At 60.1% G+C, this 19,502-nt stretch carries 19 protein-coding genes and 1 pseudogene; 17 read left to right on the top strand and 3 right to left on the bottom strand.

The window, feature by feature from the left end:
- Positions 1–40 precede the first annotated feature (40 nt).
- The 14 genes from cobO to ACEN9A_RS21180 all read left to right on the top strand — a co-directional run bounded on the left by cobO (position 41) and on the right by ACEN9A_RS21180 (position 11,353).
- A complete protein-coding gene (cobO, locus tag ACEN9A_RS21245) occupies positions 41–652 on the top strand; it encodes a cob(I)yrinic acid a,c-diamide adenosyltransferase (protein ID WP_007936078.1) in 612 nt (203 codons plus the stop codon).
- Positions 649–1,974 carry a cobyrinic acid a,c-diamide synthase CobB gene (locus ACEN9A_RS21240; RefSeq protein ID WP_258670431.1) on the top strand — a complete coding sequence of 442 codons (1,326 nt, stop codon included), beginning with the start codon at positions 649–651 and terminating at the stop codon, positions 1,972–1,974. The genes cobO and ACEN9A_RS21240 overlap by 4 nt, the downstream gene beginning before the upstream one ends.
- Positions 1,971–2,621, top strand: a complete 651-nt coding sequence (bluB, locus tag ACEN9A_RS21235; RefSeq protein WP_258670427.1) for a 5,6-dimethylbenzimidazole synthase — start codon at positions 1,971–1,973, stop codon at positions 2,619–2,621. Before ACEN9A_RS21240 ends, bluB begins: the two co-directional genes overlap by 4 nt.
- Positions 2,618–3,526: an adenosylcobinamide-phosphate synthase CbiB gene (cbiB, locus tag ACEN9A_RS21230; protein WP_018925130.1), complete on the top strand. Its 909-nt coding sequence runs from the start codon at positions 2,618–2,620 to the stop codon at positions 3,524–3,526. Before bluB ends, cbiB begins: the two co-directional genes overlap by 4 nt.
- On the top strand, positions 3,519–4,511 hold the full coding sequence (gene cobD, locus ACEN9A_RS21225; RefSeq protein ID WP_258670425.1) for a threonine-phosphate decarboxylase CobD: 993 nt from the start codon (positions 3,519–3,521) through the stop codon (positions 4,509–4,511). The genes cbiB and cobD overlap by 8 nt, the downstream gene beginning before the upstream one ends.
- Positions 4,508–5,959: a cobyric acid synthase gene (locus ACEN9A_RS21220; RefSeq protein WP_258670422.1), complete on the top strand. Its 1,452-nt coding sequence runs from the start codon at positions 4,508–4,510 to the stop codon at positions 5,957–5,959. Before cobD ends, ACEN9A_RS21220 begins: the two co-directional genes overlap by 4 nt.
- Positions 5,960–6,001: 42 nt before the next feature.
- The gene (gene cobU, locus ACEN9A_RS21215) at positions 6,002–6,523 is read left to right on the top strand and encodes a bifunctional adenosylcobinamide kinase/adenosylcobinamide-phosphate guanylyltransferase (protein ID WP_258670419.1); all 522 of its coding nucleotides are present in this window, start codon (positions 6,002–6,004) and stop codon (positions 6,521–6,523) included.
- Positions 6,520–7,575: a nicotinate-nucleotide--dimethylbenzimidazole phosphoribosyltransferase gene (cobT, locus tag ACEN9A_RS21210; protein ID WP_019648167.1), complete on the top strand. Its 1,056-nt coding sequence runs from the start codon at positions 6,520–6,522 to the stop codon at positions 7,573–7,575. Before cobU ends, cobT begins: the two co-directional genes overlap by 4 nt.
- Positions 7,572–8,147 carry an alpha-ribazole phosphatase family protein gene (gene cobC, locus ACEN9A_RS21205; RefSeq protein ID WP_019648168.1) on the top strand — a complete coding sequence of 192 codons (576 nt, stop codon included), beginning with the start codon at positions 7,572–7,574 and terminating at the stop codon, positions 8,145–8,147. The genes cobT and cobC overlap by 4 nt, the downstream gene beginning before the upstream one ends.
- Positions 8,148–8,149: 2 nt before the next feature.
- Positions 8,150–8,881, top strand: coding sequence for an adenosylcobinamide-GDP ribazoletransferase (locus tag ACEN9A_RS21200; RefSeq protein ID WP_258670414.1), 732 nt, complete (start codon positions 8,150–8,152; stop codon positions 8,879–8,881).
- Positions 8,882–8,945: 64 nt separating this feature from the next.
- Positions 8,946–9,350 carry a MarR family winged helix-turn-helix transcriptional regulator gene (locus ACEN9A_RS21195; RefSeq protein WP_007898923.1) on the top strand — a complete coding sequence of 135 codons (405 nt, stop codon included), beginning with the start codon at positions 8,946–8,948 and terminating at the stop codon, positions 9,348–9,350.
- A gap of 52 nt (positions 9,351–9,402) precedes the next feature.
- Positions 9,403–10,611: an MFS transporter gene (locus tag ACEN9A_RS21190; RefSeq protein ID WP_258670411.1), complete on the top strand. Its 1,209-nt coding sequence runs from the start codon at positions 9,403–9,405 to the stop codon at positions 10,609–10,611.
- Entirely contained in the window at positions 10,608–10,730 is a 123-nt protein-coding gene (locus ACEN9A_RS21185; protein ID WP_007936107.1) for a hypothetical protein, read from the top strand. Before ACEN9A_RS21190 ends, ACEN9A_RS21185 begins: the two co-directional genes overlap by 4 nt.
- A gap of 71 nt (positions 10,731–10,801) precedes the next feature.
- Positions 10,802–11,353 carry a glutathione peroxidase gene (locus ACEN9A_RS21180; protein WP_258670409.1) on the top strand — a complete coding sequence of 184 codons (552 nt, stop codon included), beginning with the start codon at positions 10,802–10,804 and terminating at the stop codon, positions 11,351–11,353.
- Between the two features lie 89 nt (positions 11,354–11,442).
- Here the strand turns inward: ACEN9A_RS21180 and ACEN9A_RS21175 are convergent, their stop codons facing one another.
- The 3 genes and pseudogenes from ACEN9A_RS21175 to ACEN9A_RS21165 form a co-directional block, all read right to left on the bottom strand.
- Entirely contained in the window at positions 11,443–12,711 is a 1,269-nt protein-coding gene (locus tag ACEN9A_RS21175) for an OmpP1/FadL family transporter (RefSeq protein WP_019648172.1), read from the bottom strand.
- Positions 12,712–12,858: 147 nt separating this feature from the next.
- A complete protein-coding gene (locus ACEN9A_RS21170; RefSeq protein ID WP_007936111.1) occupies positions 12,859–13,341 on the bottom strand; it encodes a hypothetical protein in 483 nt (160 codons plus the stop codon).
- Between the two features lie 392 nt (positions 13,342–13,733).
- Positions 13,734–13,858 (bottom strand): annotated as a pseudogene (locus tag ACEN9A_RS21165) (phosphatidylcholine/phosphatidylserine synthase); the annotation flags it as partial.
- A gap of 484 nt (positions 13,859–14,342) precedes the next feature.
- Between ACEN9A_RS21165 and ACEN9A_RS21160 the strand changes: the two are divergent.
- The 3 genes from ACEN9A_RS21160 (at position 14,343) to ACEN9A_RS21150 (ending at position 19,453) form a co-directional block, all read left to right on the top strand.
- On the top strand, positions 14,343–15,392 hold the full coding sequence (locus ACEN9A_RS21160) for an SGNH/GDSL hydrolase family protein (RefSeq protein WP_258670406.1): 1,050 nt from the start codon (positions 14,343–14,345) through the stop codon (positions 15,390–15,392).
- Positions 15,393–15,569: 177 nt separating this feature from the next.
- A complete protein-coding gene (locus ACEN9A_RS21155) occupies positions 15,570–17,615 on the top strand; it encodes an iron-containing redox enzyme family protein (RefSeq protein ID WP_258670404.1) in 2,046 nt (681 codons plus the stop codon).
- A complete protein-coding gene (locus ACEN9A_RS21150) occupies positions 17,612–19,453 on the top strand; it encodes a carbamoyltransferase family protein (RefSeq protein WP_258670401.1) in 1,842 nt (613 codons plus the stop codon). The genes ACEN9A_RS21155 and ACEN9A_RS21150 overlap by 4 nt, the downstream gene beginning before the upstream one ends.
- Positions 19,454–19,502 lie beyond the last annotated feature (49 nt).

Genomic DNA, 19,502 nt, shown 5'->3' with positions numbered 1-19,502 from the left:
GCCTGCCCGCCGTTATCCAGCCTCAACGGAGAGCTCCCCCATGACTGATACCCCTGATCGTGACGAACGCCATCTGGCGCGCATGCTGCGCAAAAAAGCCGTGATCGACGAACGCATCGCCAATTCGCCGAATGAATGCGGCCTGCTGCTGGTGCTGAGCGGCAACGGTAAAGGCAAAAGCAGTTCGGCGTTCGGCATGCTTGCGCGCTCCATGGGCCACGGCATGCAATGCGGCGTGGTGCAGTTCATCAAGGGGCGCAGCAGCACCGGCGAGGAGCTGTTCTTCCGGCGTTTCCCGGAGCAGGTGCGTTTTCATGTGATGGGCGAGGGCTTCACTTGGGAAACCCAGGACCGCCAGCGTGACATCGCCGCTGCCGAAGCTGCGTGGGCGGTGTCCCGCGAACTGCTGAGCGATCCGTCGATCGGCCTGGTGGTACTTGATGAGTTGAACATCGCCCTCAAGCACGGTTACCTCGATCTCGATCAGGTGCTCAGCGACTTGCAGGCCCGTCCGCCGATGCAGCATGTGGTGGTCACTGGCCGTGGCGCCAAACCGGAGATGATCGAACTGGCTGACACCGTCACCGAAATGGGCATGATCAAGCACGCCTTCCAGGCCGGGATCAAAGCGCAAAAAGGCGTCGAGTTGTGATTCAACCACATCATTGCCCGGCGGTACTGATTGCCGCGCCGGCTTCCGGTCAGGGCAAGACCACCGTCACCGCCGCGCTCGCCCGTTTGCATCGCAATCAGGGGCGCAAGGTGCGCGTGTTCAAATGCGGCCCGGACTTTCTCGATCCGATGATTCTCGAGCGCGCCAGTGGTGCGCCGGTTTATCAACTGGACATGTGGATGGTCGGCGAGCAGGAAAGTCGTCGGCTGTTGTGGGAAGCCGCTGGCGAAGCCGACCTGATTCTCATCGAAGGCGTCATGGGGCTGTTTGACGGTACGCCGTCCAGCGCTGACCTGGCGCGGCACTTCGGTGTGCCGGTGCTCGGCGTGATCGACGGCACCGCGATGGCGCAGACCTTTGGCGCGCTGGCGTTGGGCTTGGCGCGCTATCAGCCCGATTTGCCGTTTGCCGGCGTGTTGGCCAATCGGGTCGGCACCCTGCGTCATGCACAATTGCTCGAAGGCAGCCTGACGGAAGGCTTGCGCTGGTACGGCGCGTTGTCCCGGGAAACCGGCATCGAATTGCCGAGTCGGCATCTCGGCCTGGTTCAGGCCAGTGAACTGAATGACCTCGATCTGCGCCTCGATGCGGCGGCCGCCTCACTGGCCAGCAGCTGCGATGTGGCGTTGCCGCCGGCCGTGGAGTTCGCCGCGCCTGAAATGATTGCCGCCGAACCGTTGCTGGCCGGTGTGCGGATTGCCGTGGCCCGGGACGAAGCCTTTGCGTTTACCTACGGCGCGAGCCTGGATCTGCTGCGGGCGATGGGCGCCGATTTGTCTTTCTTCTCGCCGATTCGCGACCGCGAGTTGCCGGAGGCAGACAGCCTTTATCTGCCGGGCGGTTACCCTGAATTGCACCATGTGGCGTTGTCACAAAACACGCCAATGCTGACCGCCATCCGCGCTCACCACGCAGCGGGCAAACCGTTGCTGGCCGAGTGCGGCGGCATGTTGTACCTGCTGGATTCGTTGACCGATGTCGAGGGCACTCGCGCTGAACTGGTTGGCTTGCTGACCGGTGATGCGGTGATGCAGAAGCGTTTGGCGGCGTTGGCCTTGCAGGCGGTGGAACTGCCTGAAGGTTTGCTGCGTGGACACACTTATCACCACTCGCTGACCAGCACCGAGCTTGAGCCGATTGCGCGTGGCCTGAGCCCCAATGGCGGGCGAGGGGCAGAGGCGGTTTATCGTGAGGGGCGGATGACGGCCTCTTATGTGCACTTTTATTTTCCGTCCAATCCGGCGGCGATTGCTGCGTTGTTGGCGCCCGATCGTGAACCCGCCATCGCGAGCAGGCCATGACGGACAACGCCTTTTCCGAAGCTGAGCGCGATGCGGTCTACCGAGCCATCGGCGAACGCCGTGACATGCGCCACTTCAGTGGCGGCACGGTCGAGCCCGAGTTACTGAGGCGCCTGCTCGAAGCCGCGCACCAGGCGCCGAGCGTCGGCCTGATGCAGCCCTGGCGGTTCATCCGCATCAGCGACCGGGCGCTGCGCGGCAAGATCCAGCAACTGGTGGAAGAAGAACGCATCCGCACCGCCGAAGCCCTCGGCGAGCGCTCCGACGAATTCATGAAGCTCAAGGTCGAAGGCATCCAAGACTGCGCCGAAGTGCTGGTCGCTGCGCTGATGGACGATCGCGAACGGCATATCTTCGGCCGTCGTACGTTGCCGGAAATGGACATGGCCTCGCTGTCCTGTGCCATCCAGAACCTTTGGCTGGCGTCCCGCGCCGAAGGCCTGGGCATGGGCTGGGTGTCGCTGTTCGAACCGCAAGCCTTGGCGAACCTGTTGGGTTTACCAGTCGGGGCCAAGCCTTTGGCCGTTCTTTGCCTGGGGCCGGTCAAGGAATTCTATCCAGCGCCGATGCTGGTACTCGAAGGCTGGGCGCAAGCGCGTCCGCTCAACGAGTTGCTGTATGAAAATTATTGGGGAGTGAGTCAATGAGTGTGGCGTTGTTGAGTGTCGCCGCGGTCGCGCTGGATGCGCTGCTGGGTGAACCCAAACGCTGGCATCCGCTGGTGGCGTTCGGTCGTTTTGCCGATCGCATCGAACAACGTTTCAACTCCGCTGGCCGCGGTTGGCGCAGTCACGGGGTGACGGCCTGGGTGATGGCGGTAGTGCCGCTGACCTTGCTGGTCACCGCGCTGTCCTGGGCACCTTATGTTGGCTGGATCGTCGAGATTCTCGCGCTCTATTGCGCGCTTGGCATGCGCAGCCTCGGCGAGCATGTCGAGCCGGTGGCCAAGGCCCTGCGCAGCGATGATCTGGTTGAGGCGCGCACACGCGTCGGTTATCTGGTCAGCCGTCAGACCAGCGAACTGGACAAAACCGAAGTCGCCCGCGCCGCCACCGAATCGGTGTTGGAGAACGGCAGCGATGCAGTGTTCGCCGCGCTGTTCTGGTTTGCCGTGGCGGGTGCGCCCGGTGTGGTGCTCTATCGTCTGAGCAACACCCTGGATGCGATGTGGGGTTATCGCAACGAACGCTTCGAGCGTTTCGGCTGGGCTGCCGCAAAGATCGACGATGTCCTGAACTACATTCCTGCACGCCTGGTGGCGTTGACCTACGCACTGTTGGGCAAAACCCGACTGGCGCTGAAATGCTGGCGCACCCAGGGCCCGACCTGGGACAGCCCGAATGCCGGGCCGGTGATGGCGGCTGGTGCCGGTGCGTTGGGTGTCGAGTTGGGCGGGGCGGCGATTTATCACGGCGAACTGCATCAGCGTCCGCAGTTGGGCGAAGGCGTGCCGGCGGATGCCGATTCCATCGACCGTGGCTGGCAATTGGTCCAGCGCGGGGTATGGTTATGGCTGCTGATTCTCTGCGTGGGGGCTGAATTCTATGCTTGAACACGGTGGCCGGTTGCGCAAGGCAGCACTTGAATACGGTATCGCCGAAGCCGATTGGCTCGACTTGTCCAGTGGTCTTGCGCCCTGGCCATTCCCGGTTCCGGATATCCCGCTGCGGGCCTGGGCACGCCTGCCGGAAACCGATGACGGTCTGGAGCAAGCCGCCTGCGACTATTACGGTGCGGCCCAGGTGTTGCCCGTGGCCGGTTCGCAAATGGCGATTCAGTTGCTGCCGCGTTTGCGCCGGGCCGGCAAGGTCGGTGTGCTGTCGCCGTGTTACGCCGAGCACGCCGAAGCCTGGCGTCGCAACGGTTATGTCGTGCGTGAAGTCCTGGAGTCGGAAGTCGATTTCTTTCTCGACAACCTTGATGTGCTGGTGGTGGTCAATCCGAACAATCCCACGGGTCTGAGCCTGACCCCGGCCCGCCTGCTGGATTGGCATGCGCGGCTGGCCCAGCGCGGTGGCTGGCTGGTGGTGGACGAGGCGTTCATGGACAACACACCGCATTTGAGTCTGGCGCCGTTCACCAACCAGATCGGCTTGATCGTGCTGCGTTCCTTCGGCAAGTTTTTCGGCCTGGCCGGTGTGCGGCTAGGGTTTGTGCTGGCCGAGCGCAAGTTGCTCAAACTGTTGGCCGAGCAGGTCGGACCTTGGGCGGTCAGTGGGCCGACCCGCGTACTGGGCCAGGCTTGCCTGACGGATACGGACGGGCACACCCGACAGCGCATTCGCACTGACGAAGCTGGCGAGCGTCTGGCGTTGCTGCTTGAGCAGTATGGTTTCAAGCCTCAGGGCGGTTGCGCGTTGTTCCAGTGGCTGATCACCGAGCGCGCCCAAGCGCTGCATGAATTCATGGCCCGGCGTGGCATTCTGCTGCGGTTGTTCACCCACAACAGCAGCCTGCGTTTTGGTTTACCTGCGGATGAAGCGGACTGGTCGCGCCTCGAACAAGCCCTGCAAATCTATGCCAAGGAAAACCCATGACAACGTTGATGGTGCAAGGCACCACATCCGACGCCGGTAAAAGCACACTGGTGACGGCGCTGTGTCGCTGGGTCACGCGCCAAGGCGTGAGCGTGGTGCCGTTCAAGCCGCAGAACATGGCCCTCAACAGTGCGGTGACCGCCGACGGTGGCGAGATCGGTCGTGCTCAGGCGGTGCAGGCCCAGGCTTCAAACCTTGAACCGCACACCGACATGAACCCGGTGCTGCTCAAACCCAACAGCGATACCGGCGCCCAAGTGATCATTCATGGTCGCGCCGTCACCACCATGAATGCTGTCGCCTATCACGACTACAAAGCCATCGCCATGCAGGCGGTGCTGGCCTCCCATGAACGCCTGAGCGCGGCGTATCCGCTGGTGATGGTTGAAGGGGCGGGCTCGCCGGCCGAGATCAACCTGCGCGCCGGCGACATCGCCAACATGGGGTTTGCCGAGGCGGTGGACTGCCCGGTGGTGCTGATTGCCGACATCAATCGCGGCGGAGTTTTCGCGCATTTGGTCGGTACGCTGGAGCTGTTGTCGCCGAGCGAACAGGCGCGGGTCAAAGGCTTCATCATCAACCGCTTTCGCGGCGACATCGCTTTGCTGCAACCGGGGCTGGACTGGCTGGAGGCGCGCACCGGCAAACCGGTGATCGGCGTTTTGCCTTATGTGATGGACCTGCACCTGGAGGCCGAGGACGGCCTCGATCAGCGTCAGACCGACAAGGCCGATCAAGTGCTCAACGTGGTGGTGCCGGTACTGCCGCGCATCAGCAATCACACCGATTTCGATCCACTGCGCCTGCATCCGCAAGTGGACCTGCAATTCATCGGCCCTGGCCAGGCGATTCCATCGGCCGACCTGATAATTCTCCCAGGTTCGAAAAGCGTACGCAGCGACCTCGCGTACCTGCGGAGCAACGGCTGGGACTCGGCGATCGCGCGGCACTTGCGCTACGGCGGCAAAGTGCTGGGAATCTGCGGCGGCCTGCAAATGCTCGGCGAGCAGGTGCATGACCCGCTGGGCCTCGAAGGCGCGCCGGGTTCTAGTGCCGGTTTGGGTTTGCTGGCATTCGAAACGCAGCTCGAAGAAGAGAAGCAGTTGCGCAACGTACGTGGGCGTCTGGCGCTGGAGGATGCGCAGGTCAGCGGCTATGAAATTCATGCCGGCGTGACCACCGGGCCGGCGCTGGAAAACGCCGCCGTGCAGCTGGACGATGGTCGCTGCGATGGTGCGCGAAGTGCCGATGGGCAGATTTTCGGTACGTACCTGCATGGCCTGTTCGAATCACCGGCGGCGTGCAGTGCACTGTTGCGCTGGGCTGGTTTGCAGGAGGTGCAGGAGGTGGATTACCACGGGTTGCGCGAGCGCGATATCGAGCGGTTGGCGGATCTGGTGGAGAAGCATCTGGATACCTCGCTGTTGCGTGAACTCTGCGGGTTTTGAGGTGGCTGCACTGGCCTCATCGAAGATTTTAAGGAATGAACCATGCTGCAACTGATCCTCGGCGGCGCCCGCTCCGGCAAAAGTCGTCTGGCTGAAAAGCTGGCGACTGACAGTCAGCTCCACGTCACTTACATCGCCACCAGCCAACCCCTGGACGGTGAAATGAACGAGCGGGTGGCCCATCACCGTGCCCGTCGTCCGGCCAAATGGGCGTTGATCGAGGAACCGCTGGAGCTGGCCCGCGTACTGCGCGAAAGCGCCAATGCCGATCGTTGCTTGCTGGTGGATTGCCTGACGCTGTGGCTGACCAATCTGCTGATGCTCGACGACGCCGAGCGCCTGTCGGCCGAGCGCGAAGCCCTGCTGGACTGCCTGGCGTCGTTGCCGGGTGAAATCATTTTTGTCAGCAACGAGACCGGAATGGGTGTCGTGCCGCTGGGCGAATTGACTCGCCGCTATGTCGATGAAGCCGGTTGGCTGCATCAAGCCTTGGCCGAGCGCTGCGAACGTGTCGTCCTGACCGTCGCCGGCCTGCCCCTGACTTTGAAAGGAACTGCGTTATGACTCACACCTGGTGGCTGAACCCGTGCAAGCCAATCGATACGCAAGTGGTCGAACAGGCGCAGGCACGTCAGCAGCAATTGACCAAGCCCGCCGGTTCCCTCGGCCAGCTCGAAGCGGTGGCGGTGCAACTGGCCGGGTTGCAGGGGCAGGTCAAGCCGACCCTCGATCAGCTGTGGATCGCGATTTTCGCCGGTGACCATGGCGTGGTCGCCGAAGGGGTGTCGGCGTTTCCGCAGGAAGTCACCGGGCAGATGCTGCACAACTTCGTCAGCGGCGGCGCGGCGATCAGCGTGTTGGCGCGGCAGTTGGGGGCGTCCCTTGAAGTGGTCGACCTCGGCACCGTTACGCCGTCGTTGAATCTGCCGGGTGTGCGTCACCTGAACATCGGCCCGGGCACGGCGAATTTCGTCCAGGGCCCGGCGATGACTCAGGCCCAGGGCGAACTCGCCTTGCAGGCTGGTCGCGACAGTGTGCAGCGCGCCATTGCAGCAGGCGCGCAGTTGTTCATCGGCGGCGAAATGGGCATCGGCAACACCACGGCGGCCAGCGCCTTGGCTTGTGCTTTGCTCGATTGCCCGGTGGTGCACCTGGCCGGGCCGGGCACCGGCCTGAACGCTGCAGGTGTCAGCCATAAAGCCCAGGTCATCGAACGCGCCTTGGCGTTGCATGGCGCTCAACGTGGCGATGCGCTGCAAACCTTGTTCAACCTCGGCGGTTTCGAAATCGCTGCGCTGGTTGGCGCGTACCTGGCTTGTGCTCAGGAAGGTGTCGCGGTGTTGGTCGACGGGTTTATTTGCAGCGTCGCCGCGCTGGTGGCGGTGCGTCTGAATCCGGCCTGTCGTGAGTGGTTGCTGTTCGGTCATCGTGGTGCCGAACCTGGTCATCGCCATGTGCTGGAAACCCTGAACGCCGAACCGTTGCTGGACCTCGGTCTGCGGTTGGGCGAGGGCAGTGGTGCGGCATTGGCCGTGCCATTGCTGCGCCTGGCCTGCGACCTGCACGGGCAGATGGCAACATTCGCCGAAGCCGCAGTGGCGGATCGCCCGGCATGACCTTGCGCCTGGACCTGTTGCGTCATGGCGAAACCGAACTCGGTGGCGGCCTGCGCGGCAGCCTCGATGACGCGCTGACCGGCAAGGGCTGGGAGCAGATGCGCGCTGCGGTGGTTGAGCAGGGCCCTTGGGATCGCTTGGTCAGCTCGCCGTTGCAGCGTTGTGCACGCTTTGCTGAAGAGCTTGGGGCGCAACTGGGGTTGCCGGTGCAGCTGGAAAAGGATTTGCAAGAGCTGCACTTCGGCGCCTGGGAAGGGCAGAGCGCCGCGGCGTTGATGGAAACCAGTGCCGAGGCGTTGGGCTTGTTCTGGGCCGATCCCTATTCGTTCACGCCGCCTGATGGTGAGCCGGTTGCCGACTTTTCGACGCGGGTGTTGGCAGCTATCGAGCGGCTGCACGCGGTCTATGCGGGTGAGCGGGTCCTGCTGATCAGCCATGGCGGCGTCATGCGATTGTTGCTGGCGCAAGCGCGCGGATTGCCGCGTGAGCAGTTGCTCAACGTTGAGGTTGGCCATGGCGCGTTGTTCTCGTTGACGGTTGAATCTGGCGCCTTGTTAAGGGAAGCGATCTGATCATGTTGCCGTTCTGGATCGCCCTGCAATTTCTCAGCAGCCTGCCGATTCGCCTGCCGGGCATGCCAACACCCGAGGAATTGGGCCGGTCGCTGCTGTTTTATCCGCTGGTCGGCGTGCTGTTCGGTGCCATTCTGTGGGCGTTGAACGGGCTGTTGCAGGGCGCGCCATTGTTGCTTCACGCGGCGTTGCTGCTGACCGTGTGGGTGTTGCTCAGTGGCGCATTGCACCTGGATGGCCTGGCTGATAGCGCCGATGCGTGGCTCGGCGGTTATGGCGACCGTGAGCGCACTCTCACGATCATGAAAGACCCGCGCAGCGGGCCGATCGCGGTGGTAACGCTGGTGCTGGTGCTGCTGCTCAAATTCGCCGCGTTGCTGGCGTTGATTGAGCAGCAGCACAGCGTAGTGTTGATCATCGTTCCACTGATTGCTCGCAGCGCGCTGTTGGGATTATTCCTGACCACACCTTACGTGCGTCCCGGTGGATTGGGGCAGGCGCTGGCCGATCATCTGCCGCGTTTGGCCGGGAAACAGGTGTTGCTGATCAGTGCGGTGACCTGTGTGTTGATCGCGGGCCTCAGCGGTGTGTGGGCGCTTGCGCTGGCAGCTGTGGTGTTTGTCTGGTTGCGGCAAGTCATGATGCGGCGATTGGGCGGGACGACTGGCGACACTGCCGGGGCGTTGCTGGAATTGCTGGAAGTGGCGCTGCTGGTGGGGTTGGCGCTGCTCTGAATCCCCGTCGAGAAAATGTGTCGAAATATTTGCTTTCATTTAACCGCGGGTATATACACGCACCATGCTTCCTTCTCAATGTTTGTGCACTAACCTGCGTCGCGCCGCTCGTGGCGTCAGCAGGCATTACGACGGCGCGCTCGACGGCTTCGGGATCAACGTTGCCCAGTATTCTCTGCTGTGCAACCTGCAGCGTCTGGATCAGCCGAGCATCTCGACACTGGCCGAGGCCATGGGCCTGGATCGCAGCACCCTGGGGCGCAATCTACGGGTGCTGGAAGGTGAAGGTCTGGTGACGCTGGTCGAGGGCGAAGACATGCGCAATCGCATCGTCCTGCTCACCGAGACAGGGCGCGAACGTCTGGCAGCTGCCTTGCCGGCCTGGGAAGCGGCGCAGCAGCGGTTGATCGACCGCCTGGGTGCCGAGAAGCGTGAAACCTTGCTGAAACTGCTGGACGAACTGGCTTGAGGCCAGTTTGTTCGATCTTAAGCGGGTATATACCCGCTACCGGAGAACAACAATGACATCGATGTGGCGTACGTGCGGTTGGGTGCTGTTGGGCAGTGCGCTGATTCTGGCGTTGTCCCTTGGGGTGCGACACGGCTTCGGGTTGTTTCTGGCGCCGATGAGTGCCGAATTCGGCTGGGGCCGCGAAGTGTTTGCCTTCGCCATTGCCCTGCAGAACCTGATCTGGGGCCTGGCGCAGCCATTCACCGGCGCATTGGCCGACCGCTTTGGCGCCGCAAAGGTGGTGTTGATCGGTGGTGTTCTGTACGCCCTGGGTCTGGTGTTCATGGGGTTGTCCGATTCGGCGGTGACCTTGTCCTTGAGCGCCGGGTTGTTGATCGGTATCGGTCTGTCCGGCACCTCGTTCTCGGTGATTCTCGGCGTGGTCGGCCGTGCCGTACCACCGGAAAAACGCAGCATGGGCATGGGGATCGCCAGTGCTGCCGGTTCCTTCGGTCAATTCGCCATGTTGCCTGGCACGCTGGGGCTGATCGGCTGGCTGGGCTGGTCTTCGGCATTGCTGGTGCTGGGCCTGCTGGTGGCGCTGATCGTGCCGCTGGTGAGCATGCTTAAAGACAAGCCGTTGCCGGTGCTCGGGCATGAGCAAACCCTCTCTGAAGCGCTACACGAAGCCTGCTCCCATTCAGGGTTCTGGTTGTTGGCGTTCGGCTTTTTTGTCTGCGGTTTTCAAGTGGTGTTCATCGGTGTGCACTTGCCGGCGTATCTGGTGGATCAACACCTGCCAGCCTCCGTCGGCACCACGGTGCTGGCGCTGATCGGGCTGTTCAATATCTTCGGTACCTATACCGCAGGCTGGCTTGGCGGACGGATGTCCAAACCGCGCTTGCTCACCGGTCTGTATCTGTTGCGGGCGGTGGTGATTGCACTGTTCCTCTGGGCACCCGTCACTCAGGTCACGGCCTATTTGTTCGGCATGGCCATGGGTTTCCTCTGGCTGTCGACGGTGCCCTTGACCAACGGCACGGTGGCAACCTTGTTTGGTGTCCGAAATCTGTCCATGCTGGGTGGGATTGTTTTCCTGTTCCATCAGCTGGGCTCGTTCCTCGGCGGCTGGTTGGGCGGGGTGGTGTATGACCGAACCGGGAGCTACGACTTGATCTGGCAGGTGGCGATTCTCTTGAGTCTGATGGCCGCAGCCTTGAACTGGCCAGTGCGCGAGCAGCCGGTGGCGCGCCTGCAAACCCAGGTGAGTGCCGCATGAACAGTCTTTGGCCGCGGATGGCAGCCATCGCCGTCGGCGTATTGCTGCTGGCCCTGGTTTGGTGGGGCTGGCATCAGGGTGGGCTGGCATTGATGCAGCTGGGCATGGGGGCTTGCTAGCGAGCTGCTTGCTAGCGAGCGGCGAAGGCGAGTAGTTTCGCGTTCTGACGATTGCTCAAGGATGCACCGACATGCCGATGCGCTGGCTTGCAGTTCCTGCGTTGCTGATGGTTTTTTCCGGGCTGGTTCAGGCAGCAGAATGCCCGGAGCTGTTGCAAGGCTCATTGCCGAAGCTGCGCGCCAAGGAATCCATCGATTTGTGCCAGCGCTTCGCCGGCAAACCGCTGGTGGTGGTCAATACCGCAAGCTTCTGTGGCTTCGCCCCGCAGTTCAAAGGTCTTGAGGCGCTGTATCAGCGCTACAAGGATCAAGGGCTTGAGGTGGTCGGTGTTCCATCCAATGACTTCAGGCAAGAGTCCAAGGATGGCGCAGAGACTGCCAAGGTCTGTTACGTGAATTACGGCGTGACCTTCACCATGACCGAACCGCAGAAAGTCCGCGGCGATGATGCCACGCATTTGTTCAAGGTCCTTGCCGAGCAAAGCAGTTCGCCGAAGTGGAATTTCTACAAATACGTGGTCGATCGCCAAGGCAACGTGATCGCCAATTTTTCCAGCCTGACCAAGCCCGACAATCCCGAGTTCATTGAGGCGGTGGAGAAAGCCCTGGCCTCGAAACCCTGATCGACGCGCACTAAAAAGCCCCGCCTCTGTACAAGAGTGCGGGGCTTTTTCAATTCAGGCGGCGAGGGGTTCAGGTTCGCCGTGAATGATCAGAAACGGTAGGTCGCGCCTACACCGAAACCGTTCGCCCAGTTTTCATACTTGGCGTTGTAGCTCTGGCGGCCGTTGCTGTTGTTGACCTTGACCGACTCTTCGCGCAGGTACGAGTACGCTACGTCGATGGTCAGGTCGTCGGTCGGACTCCAGCCCGCGCCAAGGCTGAAAATCTTGCGATCGCCAGTCGGAATGCGCGGGGAGCGGTTTTCGTTGTTGGTTGGTGCCTGGTCGACGGACAGACCGGTACGCAGAACCCATTGTTTGTTCAACTGGTACGAAGCACCGATGGCGTGAGCCCAGGTGTCATGCCAGTTCTGTTCTTCGGTGATGGTACCAAAACGGCCGTTCAGGGCAGCAGGAACGCCACTGTTCTCAACGGAGATTTCTTTCAGGCGGCTCCAGCGAGTCCAAGTGCTGCCCGCGTAGAGGGTCCACTTGTCATCCAGTTGATGAGTGAGCGAGATATCAACCGATTCAGGAGTCGTTATGTCCAGGGATGCATCGTACTTCTGGTTAGGGTTCTGACCCAGAGCCCCGAGGAGGCTGTAGTTGACCTTGGTGTCACCTTCGAGCTTGTACTTCACTTTCGAGTGATAGGTCAGGCCAACGCGAGTGCTGTCGGTCGCTTGTACCAAGATGCCGATGTTGTACCCCAGCGCGGTGTCGTCACCCTTGATCTTGACGTTACCGTCCGCTGCGCGCGGGTTTAGCGACAGGTTCGATTCCAGGGTGCCGTCAATGCGGTTGATGGTCGGACCGAAACCGATCGACACCTTGTCGTTGAAGGCATAGCTGATGGTTGGCTGGAGAGTCACGATTTTGACTTCGCTTTTACTGCCGAAGTAACGGCCGGCGAAGCCGTTCTCGTAGTCGGTCACCAGACCGAATGGAGCATAGACGCCGAAACCGACTGCCCACTGGTCATCGAGTGGCTTTACGTAGTAGCCCATGGGCACGCCCATGAAAGGGACCATGTCACCTTTGTTGGTACCACCATTCGGGCGGGAGCTGGCATCACTGATGTCAGCGTGCGCGTCGATAAATGCAACACCGCCGGTCACTTGTTCGCGCTTGAGGCGAGACATGCCGGCAGGGTTACCAAAAACAGTGGATGCGTCGTCGGCAGAAGAAGATCGCCCGGCAAAACCTGTCCCCATCCCGCTGATGCTTTGTTCGTTGAGGGCAAAGCCACTGGCGAAGATCTGGGTGGATGCCAAGGCAACGGCGAGGCTAAGGGTGGTTTTGAGCATTACTTTTTTCATTATTAGAACTCCTGGTGATCACCGGAGCGAAAATTACCAACATTTTCGTCCGGGCGCCATAGCCCGTATCGCTTGATTTAGAGCGGTTTTGTAGGACAATCCGACCAAAATCGCGACCTGTTGGGCGATCTTCGGAAATGGGGGGGATCAGCAGGCGACCTGATTCAACGATGAAACACAGGTTTGCCAGGCGTAAGTGAAGTCTCGCAAACGACCTTGGGGCTGGAAGGTCTGGCGCCAGATTCGGGCCATTCCCAGCAAGTCATCGGAGGCGGGGAGGGGAGTGTTCTGTTCTTCTACCAGCAGCCAGGCGATGGCTGTGGCGTAACGCAGGTTGACGGTCAATTCCAGGTGCGGTCCGCTGAGAAAAGCATGCTGGCTGGCCAAGCCGCGAACCAGGCTCGCCCGCTCCGGGTCCAGGGCCAGGTAGTGATCCCAGAGGGCCTGGTGGCGGGGTTCGGCGATTCGGTACAAGCCGTGTCCACGGCGGTCATGCAGGGCTGAACCAAGGGCTGACTGGCTGGCGGCGATGCCCAGCAGCAGGGATTCGGCAGTCGCGCTATGGCGTCCGAGGTAGATCAATGTCGGACGGATCACATAACGGCACAGTTCGCTGGCAGCGATACCCATAACACCCTCGAAACATGAAGTGGTCGGCGATACCTGAAGGGGGCCTTGGCAGCTGTGGATCGAATCAGGCTCGCCGGAAGCGGATCAAGCCGCTTGAGTTGAAGTGTAGTGTCATTATTTTGCTGTAAAGGACTGTTTTTAAAATATTTCTGGCTTCGAGTTATAACCGTTATATCGGTTGGTGCTTAAGCAATGGCGGCTAAAAGAGAAATATCGGGCGATAAAAACCCCGCTTTTCAGGGTAATGCTGTTCACCTAAGCGGAGCCGCCTTACGGTCCATTGGAAACCGGGTCTTTGATATTTTCACCGTCCTTGGCCTTGAAGGCCTTGGGCGGTGCAGACGCGACCCACTCTATGGGGATGTTTTGGATGAGGGTGCTCAGGAGTCGGCGTACGCGGCTACGAAGCCCTGGAAGGAGTTGTCCTTGCTCTTCATGTTGACATTGCAAAAGCAAACAGCGACGACACCAGAATCAGCGACACGGTCAGCAGCAGCGTGTAGTCCGGCAACTTGACCGGGCATTCATAGGGTTTGTTGATTTACGCGCCTTTTCATGAATATTTTTTTTCTTGGATAAATTGCAGGTGCTTCATTTGACATTTGGGATCCAATGTCTAGAATCGATCGCATGAGCCCCTCGGATGGGCCAGAAAGAATAAAAGTAAAAAGGAAGATACAATGCATGGAAGCTATCCGTATCAGCGTATTGCAGTCTGCAATACCTTCAAATTGCATCTCGCAAAAATCATCACTGAATTTCCCGCCTCGTCGCATTGTGCTGTGAATTATTTTGCTCGCGCACGGTTTTAATTAATTTCGACCTTCATGCATCTAACAGTTTGGATTGTTGATATCCCAAACTTATGGTGCCTGGCTTGCTGTGGGCCGTTATTGGCAGGTTCGCACTTTCGATATTAAATAATCGAAGTGGACGTTCGTCCCAAAAAAAGTTGGCTGATCAAATGGAATTCCGATTCTCGCTAAAGGAGTGGCTTGGCCATGTTTAAAAGACGCAAGCGCACCGCGCTGGATGATCCCAGTCTGGAACGTGTGAAGTTAACACCCCAGATGCTCACCTACGATCAATTCGCCAGTCGCAGTCGTTCCCAGTACTTGCCTTATGTGATGGGTTTCAATGCCGCCGATTACCGTTCGGAAGCGATCAATACCGATCGGCTCGGATTTCGCCTGGCCTATGATGCGCAAGGTCGGCCGGTCAGTGTCGGCACCCTCGAGGCCAGCACGCTATCAGAGGTGAATTTACTGGTCGGGGCCTCGTCAGCCTTGGGTTACGGGGCTTCCAGTGATGCCGCCTCGGTCGCGAGCCGCCTGTCCACGCACGATCCCGACGCTACGCCATGGCTGAATTTCGCGGGGCATACCTTTAATGCGACCCAGGAATTGATGCTGTTCGTGCTGCATGCTCATCGACTGCCCAAAGTGCGACGCATCGTGATCATGGGCGGCTTCAATACTCTGGTCATGGCGCGTCTTCCTGAGTTCATTCGAGGTGATCTGCCACCGTTCTACTTCTGCGGTGACTATTACGAAAAGTTTGATGAAATTGCTGAGGAAAATGGTGCAGAACTGCCGCCTGGCAAACTTCCAAAATGGCCGAACGAAACGACTGAGGTTCCGCCTGTTTCGCAAACTCTGGTACGCGCTCTGCAAGACACCATGAATTGTCTGACTACCTGGAAACGCCTCGCGGATTCTTTGGGTGCAGAACTTACGTTTGTTCTCCAACCCTTGGCGACTTGGGTAAGAACGCCGTGTGCCGAAGAGCAGAAGCTGTTCAATGAGCTTGATCGGATTTCCCGGTTTGGTACCTGGCAGCATTTATATGGCGACATATCCGCTCCCACTGTCGCGGAATATTACGCCGATAGTCTGGCCAACAGTTGTCATGACTTGGGTATTCGATTTGCCAGTTTGATCGATGATTTTAGAGAGCGTCCGGATGATGAATGGTTATACGTTGATCGCGCGCACTTTACCGACCTTGGCAGTGATGTCGTAGCACGCGCCATTCATCGATACCTGCAATGAAAATTTAGGGGGCTCTATGTTAAAGCGAATTCGCAAGGCACTTGGTTCTTTGTTCAAGAAAAAGAAAAAAGCCAAGAAGAAAAACAATTCCTCCATATATCCAATGCACTGATGAAAACTAATAGGCAAATCTTTTCCAGCTTCCTCGGGGCAGAGACCGGGGGAGAGGCCAGGCGCATGTTCACGCCGGTCAACCTGCGCACTTGCCTGGGTGCGGTGCATGGGACGGACTTGGTGGACGTTGACTTCACCAGCCCGGCGGCTTTGGCGGGGCTGGCGAGCGGTGCATGCGAGCGGCTTGGGCCGTTGCGGGACGGATTCCGAAGGTTGGCACAGACAATCGAGGGGAGCGAAGCGAATGCCCAGGCGTTGCGTGCCAAGGCGGCGTTGGAGTCGGCTCCCTTTCTGATCGGCAGTCAGCACCTGATTCATGGGGTGTGCGGCAGCTGGAATAATGAAGCGCGCCATGCCATGGCAGCGCTGAGTATCCATGCGGCGGATGTGGGTGCCGGTCAGCCAGGGGCCAGTCGTATCCAGCGCTACCTGGAATTGCTGCGTCAGCATGCGCTGGCAGATGCTGGCGAAGATCTCTTGCGGGCAGTGGCCGACCCAAGGATCTCGGACGGAGCCTTCAACTTTGCCTCGACCCTGCTCGTATTGGGGCATTTTCCGGAGTCGCTGACGGCCCAGATCCTGGGGATCAACCTTTACCTGCGTCATTGCGGGCTGTTGCCCTCGTTTGAGTTCATCGCCCATAACGAGCCGTCTGCCCGCCAATTTCTCGATCTGCGTCGCGATCCCGCTGGTAGTGCCGATGATCTTGCCGTGCTCGCCGAAACGGCAGTCCGGGAATTTCTCGTGCAAATGGGCGCTGCCGGAAACGATGGGGTACGCCAAGGCTACCTGTGGGCGCGCCGGCAGGCCGAGGAGATGAACGAAGCGCTGCTCGATGTGCTTGAGCGCTGGCTCGATCCGAGAGAGGCGGCGCGCCACCTGATCAGCCGACGTCGGCTGGATGCTTGTCAATACCATGACAAGACTCAGTTGAATAAGGTGCCGATGAAGCCCTTGCTCGCAGTCGACGACTCCTTGAAGTTTCTCGACCATCTTGCCGCCAGCGCCTACGTGCGGGCGGGCAGGCCGGAATCGAGTCCACTGCTCACCAGCCTGATTTCGCCGCGGGGCAAGATGTTCCGAATCTTCAGTCGCGACGATATTGCCATTCTTCACCGCTGGATCTGCGGCTTGCCTTACTCCGATGCGCCCAGGCAGACCCCGGCTTTCCAGGTATGGAAAGACGACGGCAAACTCGCCGGGGCTCTTCGCGATGTCGCTGAAACCCAAGCGTTGGTCGCCAGATTCAGCCCGCGACAGGCCTATCCGCGCCTGTTGCGAATGGAGCTCACGCCGTCGGAGGAATCCTATGCCGGTCACTACGTGAAGAGCTGGCTGGCCAGGGCCGCCCGTGGCGTCACCAAGGGGCATTGCTCGTTGCCGGAGCGTTGGGCTCCCGGTGTCCTGCAGCAGTGGTTGCAGGGCCAGCATGAAGCTTCCAACCAGGCACTGGAGCCGGACGAAGAGCTGCCGTCTCGCGATGAGGTGGTCGCCGATATCCTGTCCCTGGCGCCGCTGACAATGATCGACGGGGCCTGGCTGGCCGGGTTCGCCCACCCGGCTGTAGCCTCCACGGCGTACGGCAGCAGACTGTTCGAAACGCTTTTCGATGAGTTGGGCAACGGAATCGAGGCGCAGAACCATCCCGTCATCTACCGCCATCTGCTCAAGGCAGTACATGGCGAGTTGCCGGCCACCGCTGACCCCGGATACGCCAACGCCGCTTGCTTCAACGACGAGAACTTCGAGCTGCCCGTGTTCTGGTTGTCTATCGGGCGATATCCCCAAACCTACTGCCCGGAGATTCTCGGGCTGAACCTGGCGATGGAGCTGTCCGGAGTAGGGGGCGGTTATCGGCGTACCCACAAGGCGTTGGTTGCCTACGGCTATCCGACGATGTTCGTCGATCTGCACAACTCCATCGACAACATCTCCACCGGGCATACGGCATGGGCTGCCGCGAGTCTGGATACCTACCTTTGTGCTTTTTCTCGTAGTGACCGTGATGAACTCTGGGCGCGCGTCCGTAATGGATTCGTCGCGCTCAATCCACCCAGGGAGCAAACAATGCTGGATAAGTTTCGCGAAAAAGTGAGGTCGCTGCTATGACGATTACGCTTGGCATCTCTGCCTTTTATCACGACAGCGCGGCCACTCTGGTAGTGGACGGCAAGATCGTTGCCGCGGCCCAGGAAGAGCGTTTCAGCCGGCTACGGCATGACCCGGGTTTTCCACGCAAGGCCATCGAGTACGTCCTGAGGAACGCAGGTATAAACCTGGCCGATGTCGACCATGTCGCCTATTACGAAGACCCTGCACTGAAGTTCCGTCGGGTACTCTCGACGGCCGCCGTGGCCGGGTTTTCGGCAGCGCGCACCTACGCACCGGTGCTTGGCGAATGGCTATCAACCAAGCGCCGGATGGACCGTGAGGTCGTGCGTCATCTCAGAGCGATGGGAGACCGGGACGGTCGCCGAATCGAAGTGCATGGTCACCACGAGTCCCACGCCGCATCGGCATTCTTCCCCAGTCCTTTCGAGAGCGCCGCGATCCTGTGTATCGACAGTGTCGGCGAATGGGCGACGACCACCATCTGGCACGGCAGGCCAGAAGGTATCAAGCTGGTTGCCGAGTTGTCCTTTCCCCATTCGCTGGGCCTGCTCTATTCGGCCTTCACCTATTTCTGCGGCTTCAAGGTGGACTCCGGCGAATACAAACTCATGGGACTTGCGCCATATGGCAAGCCTCATTACGTCGACACGATCCTCTCGCATCTGATCGATGTGAAGCCCGATGGCAGCTTCAGGCTCGACTGGACCAAGTTTGAGTTCATCAAAGGCCAGGTCATGACGGGCGATGCCTTTGAGCAGCTGTTCGGTGGCCCCCGGCGCTTGCCCGAGGCCCCCCTTACCGATCGCGAGTTCGATTTGGCCGCATCGGTGCAGAAAGTCACGGAGATCGTCGTTTCGCGCCTGGCCAAGACCGCCCGTGAGCTCACTGGCGAGACCGCGCTGTGCATGGCCGGGGGCGTTGCCCTTAACTGCGTAGCCAACGGCGTGATCTCGCGTGAGCGGATATTCGACCGTCTGTGGGTGCAACCGGCGGCTGGCGATGCGGGTGGCTCGCTGGGCGCCGCGCTGCTGACTGACCGCAAGCATCGCAGGGTGGCAAGCCGCGAACTGCCTGCTGGCGTGCGTGATGGCATGAGCGGAGCATTGCTTGGGCCGGAGTACAGCGAAGAGCAGATCAGGGATGAACTGGAAGCCTGCGGCGCTGTTTTTCACAGGCTTTCGCCGGAAGAGCTCGACCAGCGGGTGAGCACCAGCATCGAGGACGGCGGGGTCATCGGCTGGTTCCAGGGGCGAATGGAGTTCGGTCCGCGATCGCTTGGCAGCCGTTCGATCCTGGGTGATCCGCGCCGTTCGGACACCCAGTCAAACATGAACCTGCGCATCAAGTTCCGCGAGTCCTTCCGCCCCTTCGCTCCCGTGGTGCTTGAGGAAAAAGCGGCAGACTACTTCGACATCGTCGAGGAAAGCCCCTACATGCTGGTGGTCTCGCCAATTGCAACGGGCATTCGCAAGGCGATCCCACAGGAGAGTGCGCGGCTTACCGGGATCGACTTGCTCAAGTTGGTGCGTAGCGATCTGCCGGCAATCACCCACGTGGACTTCTCGGCAAGGGTGCAGACCGTGGACCGGGAGCGCAACCCGCGGTTCCGGGCGCTGCTTGAACACTTCTATCAGCGTTCAGGGTGTCCTGTATTGGTCAACACCTCGTTCAACGTGCGCGGTGAGCCGATTGTGAACACACCGTTCGAAGCTTATCGCTGCTTTATGCGTACCAACATGGATGTGCTGGCGATTGGCGACTTCTACCTCGATAAATCGGAGCAGCCTCAGTTCGAGGAGGCGGTCGACTGGCGCGAGACAGTACCGCTGGATTAACTCTTTCATACACTAGGGAAGGTGCACTATGGATTATGTTCTGCTCTAC

The sequence above is a fragment of the Pseudomonas sp. Pseusp18 genome (genome assembly GCF_059506005.1).
The sequence above is the reverse complement of the archived record's forward strand: the minus strand, read 5'-3'. Positions and strand labels throughout refer to the sequence as shown.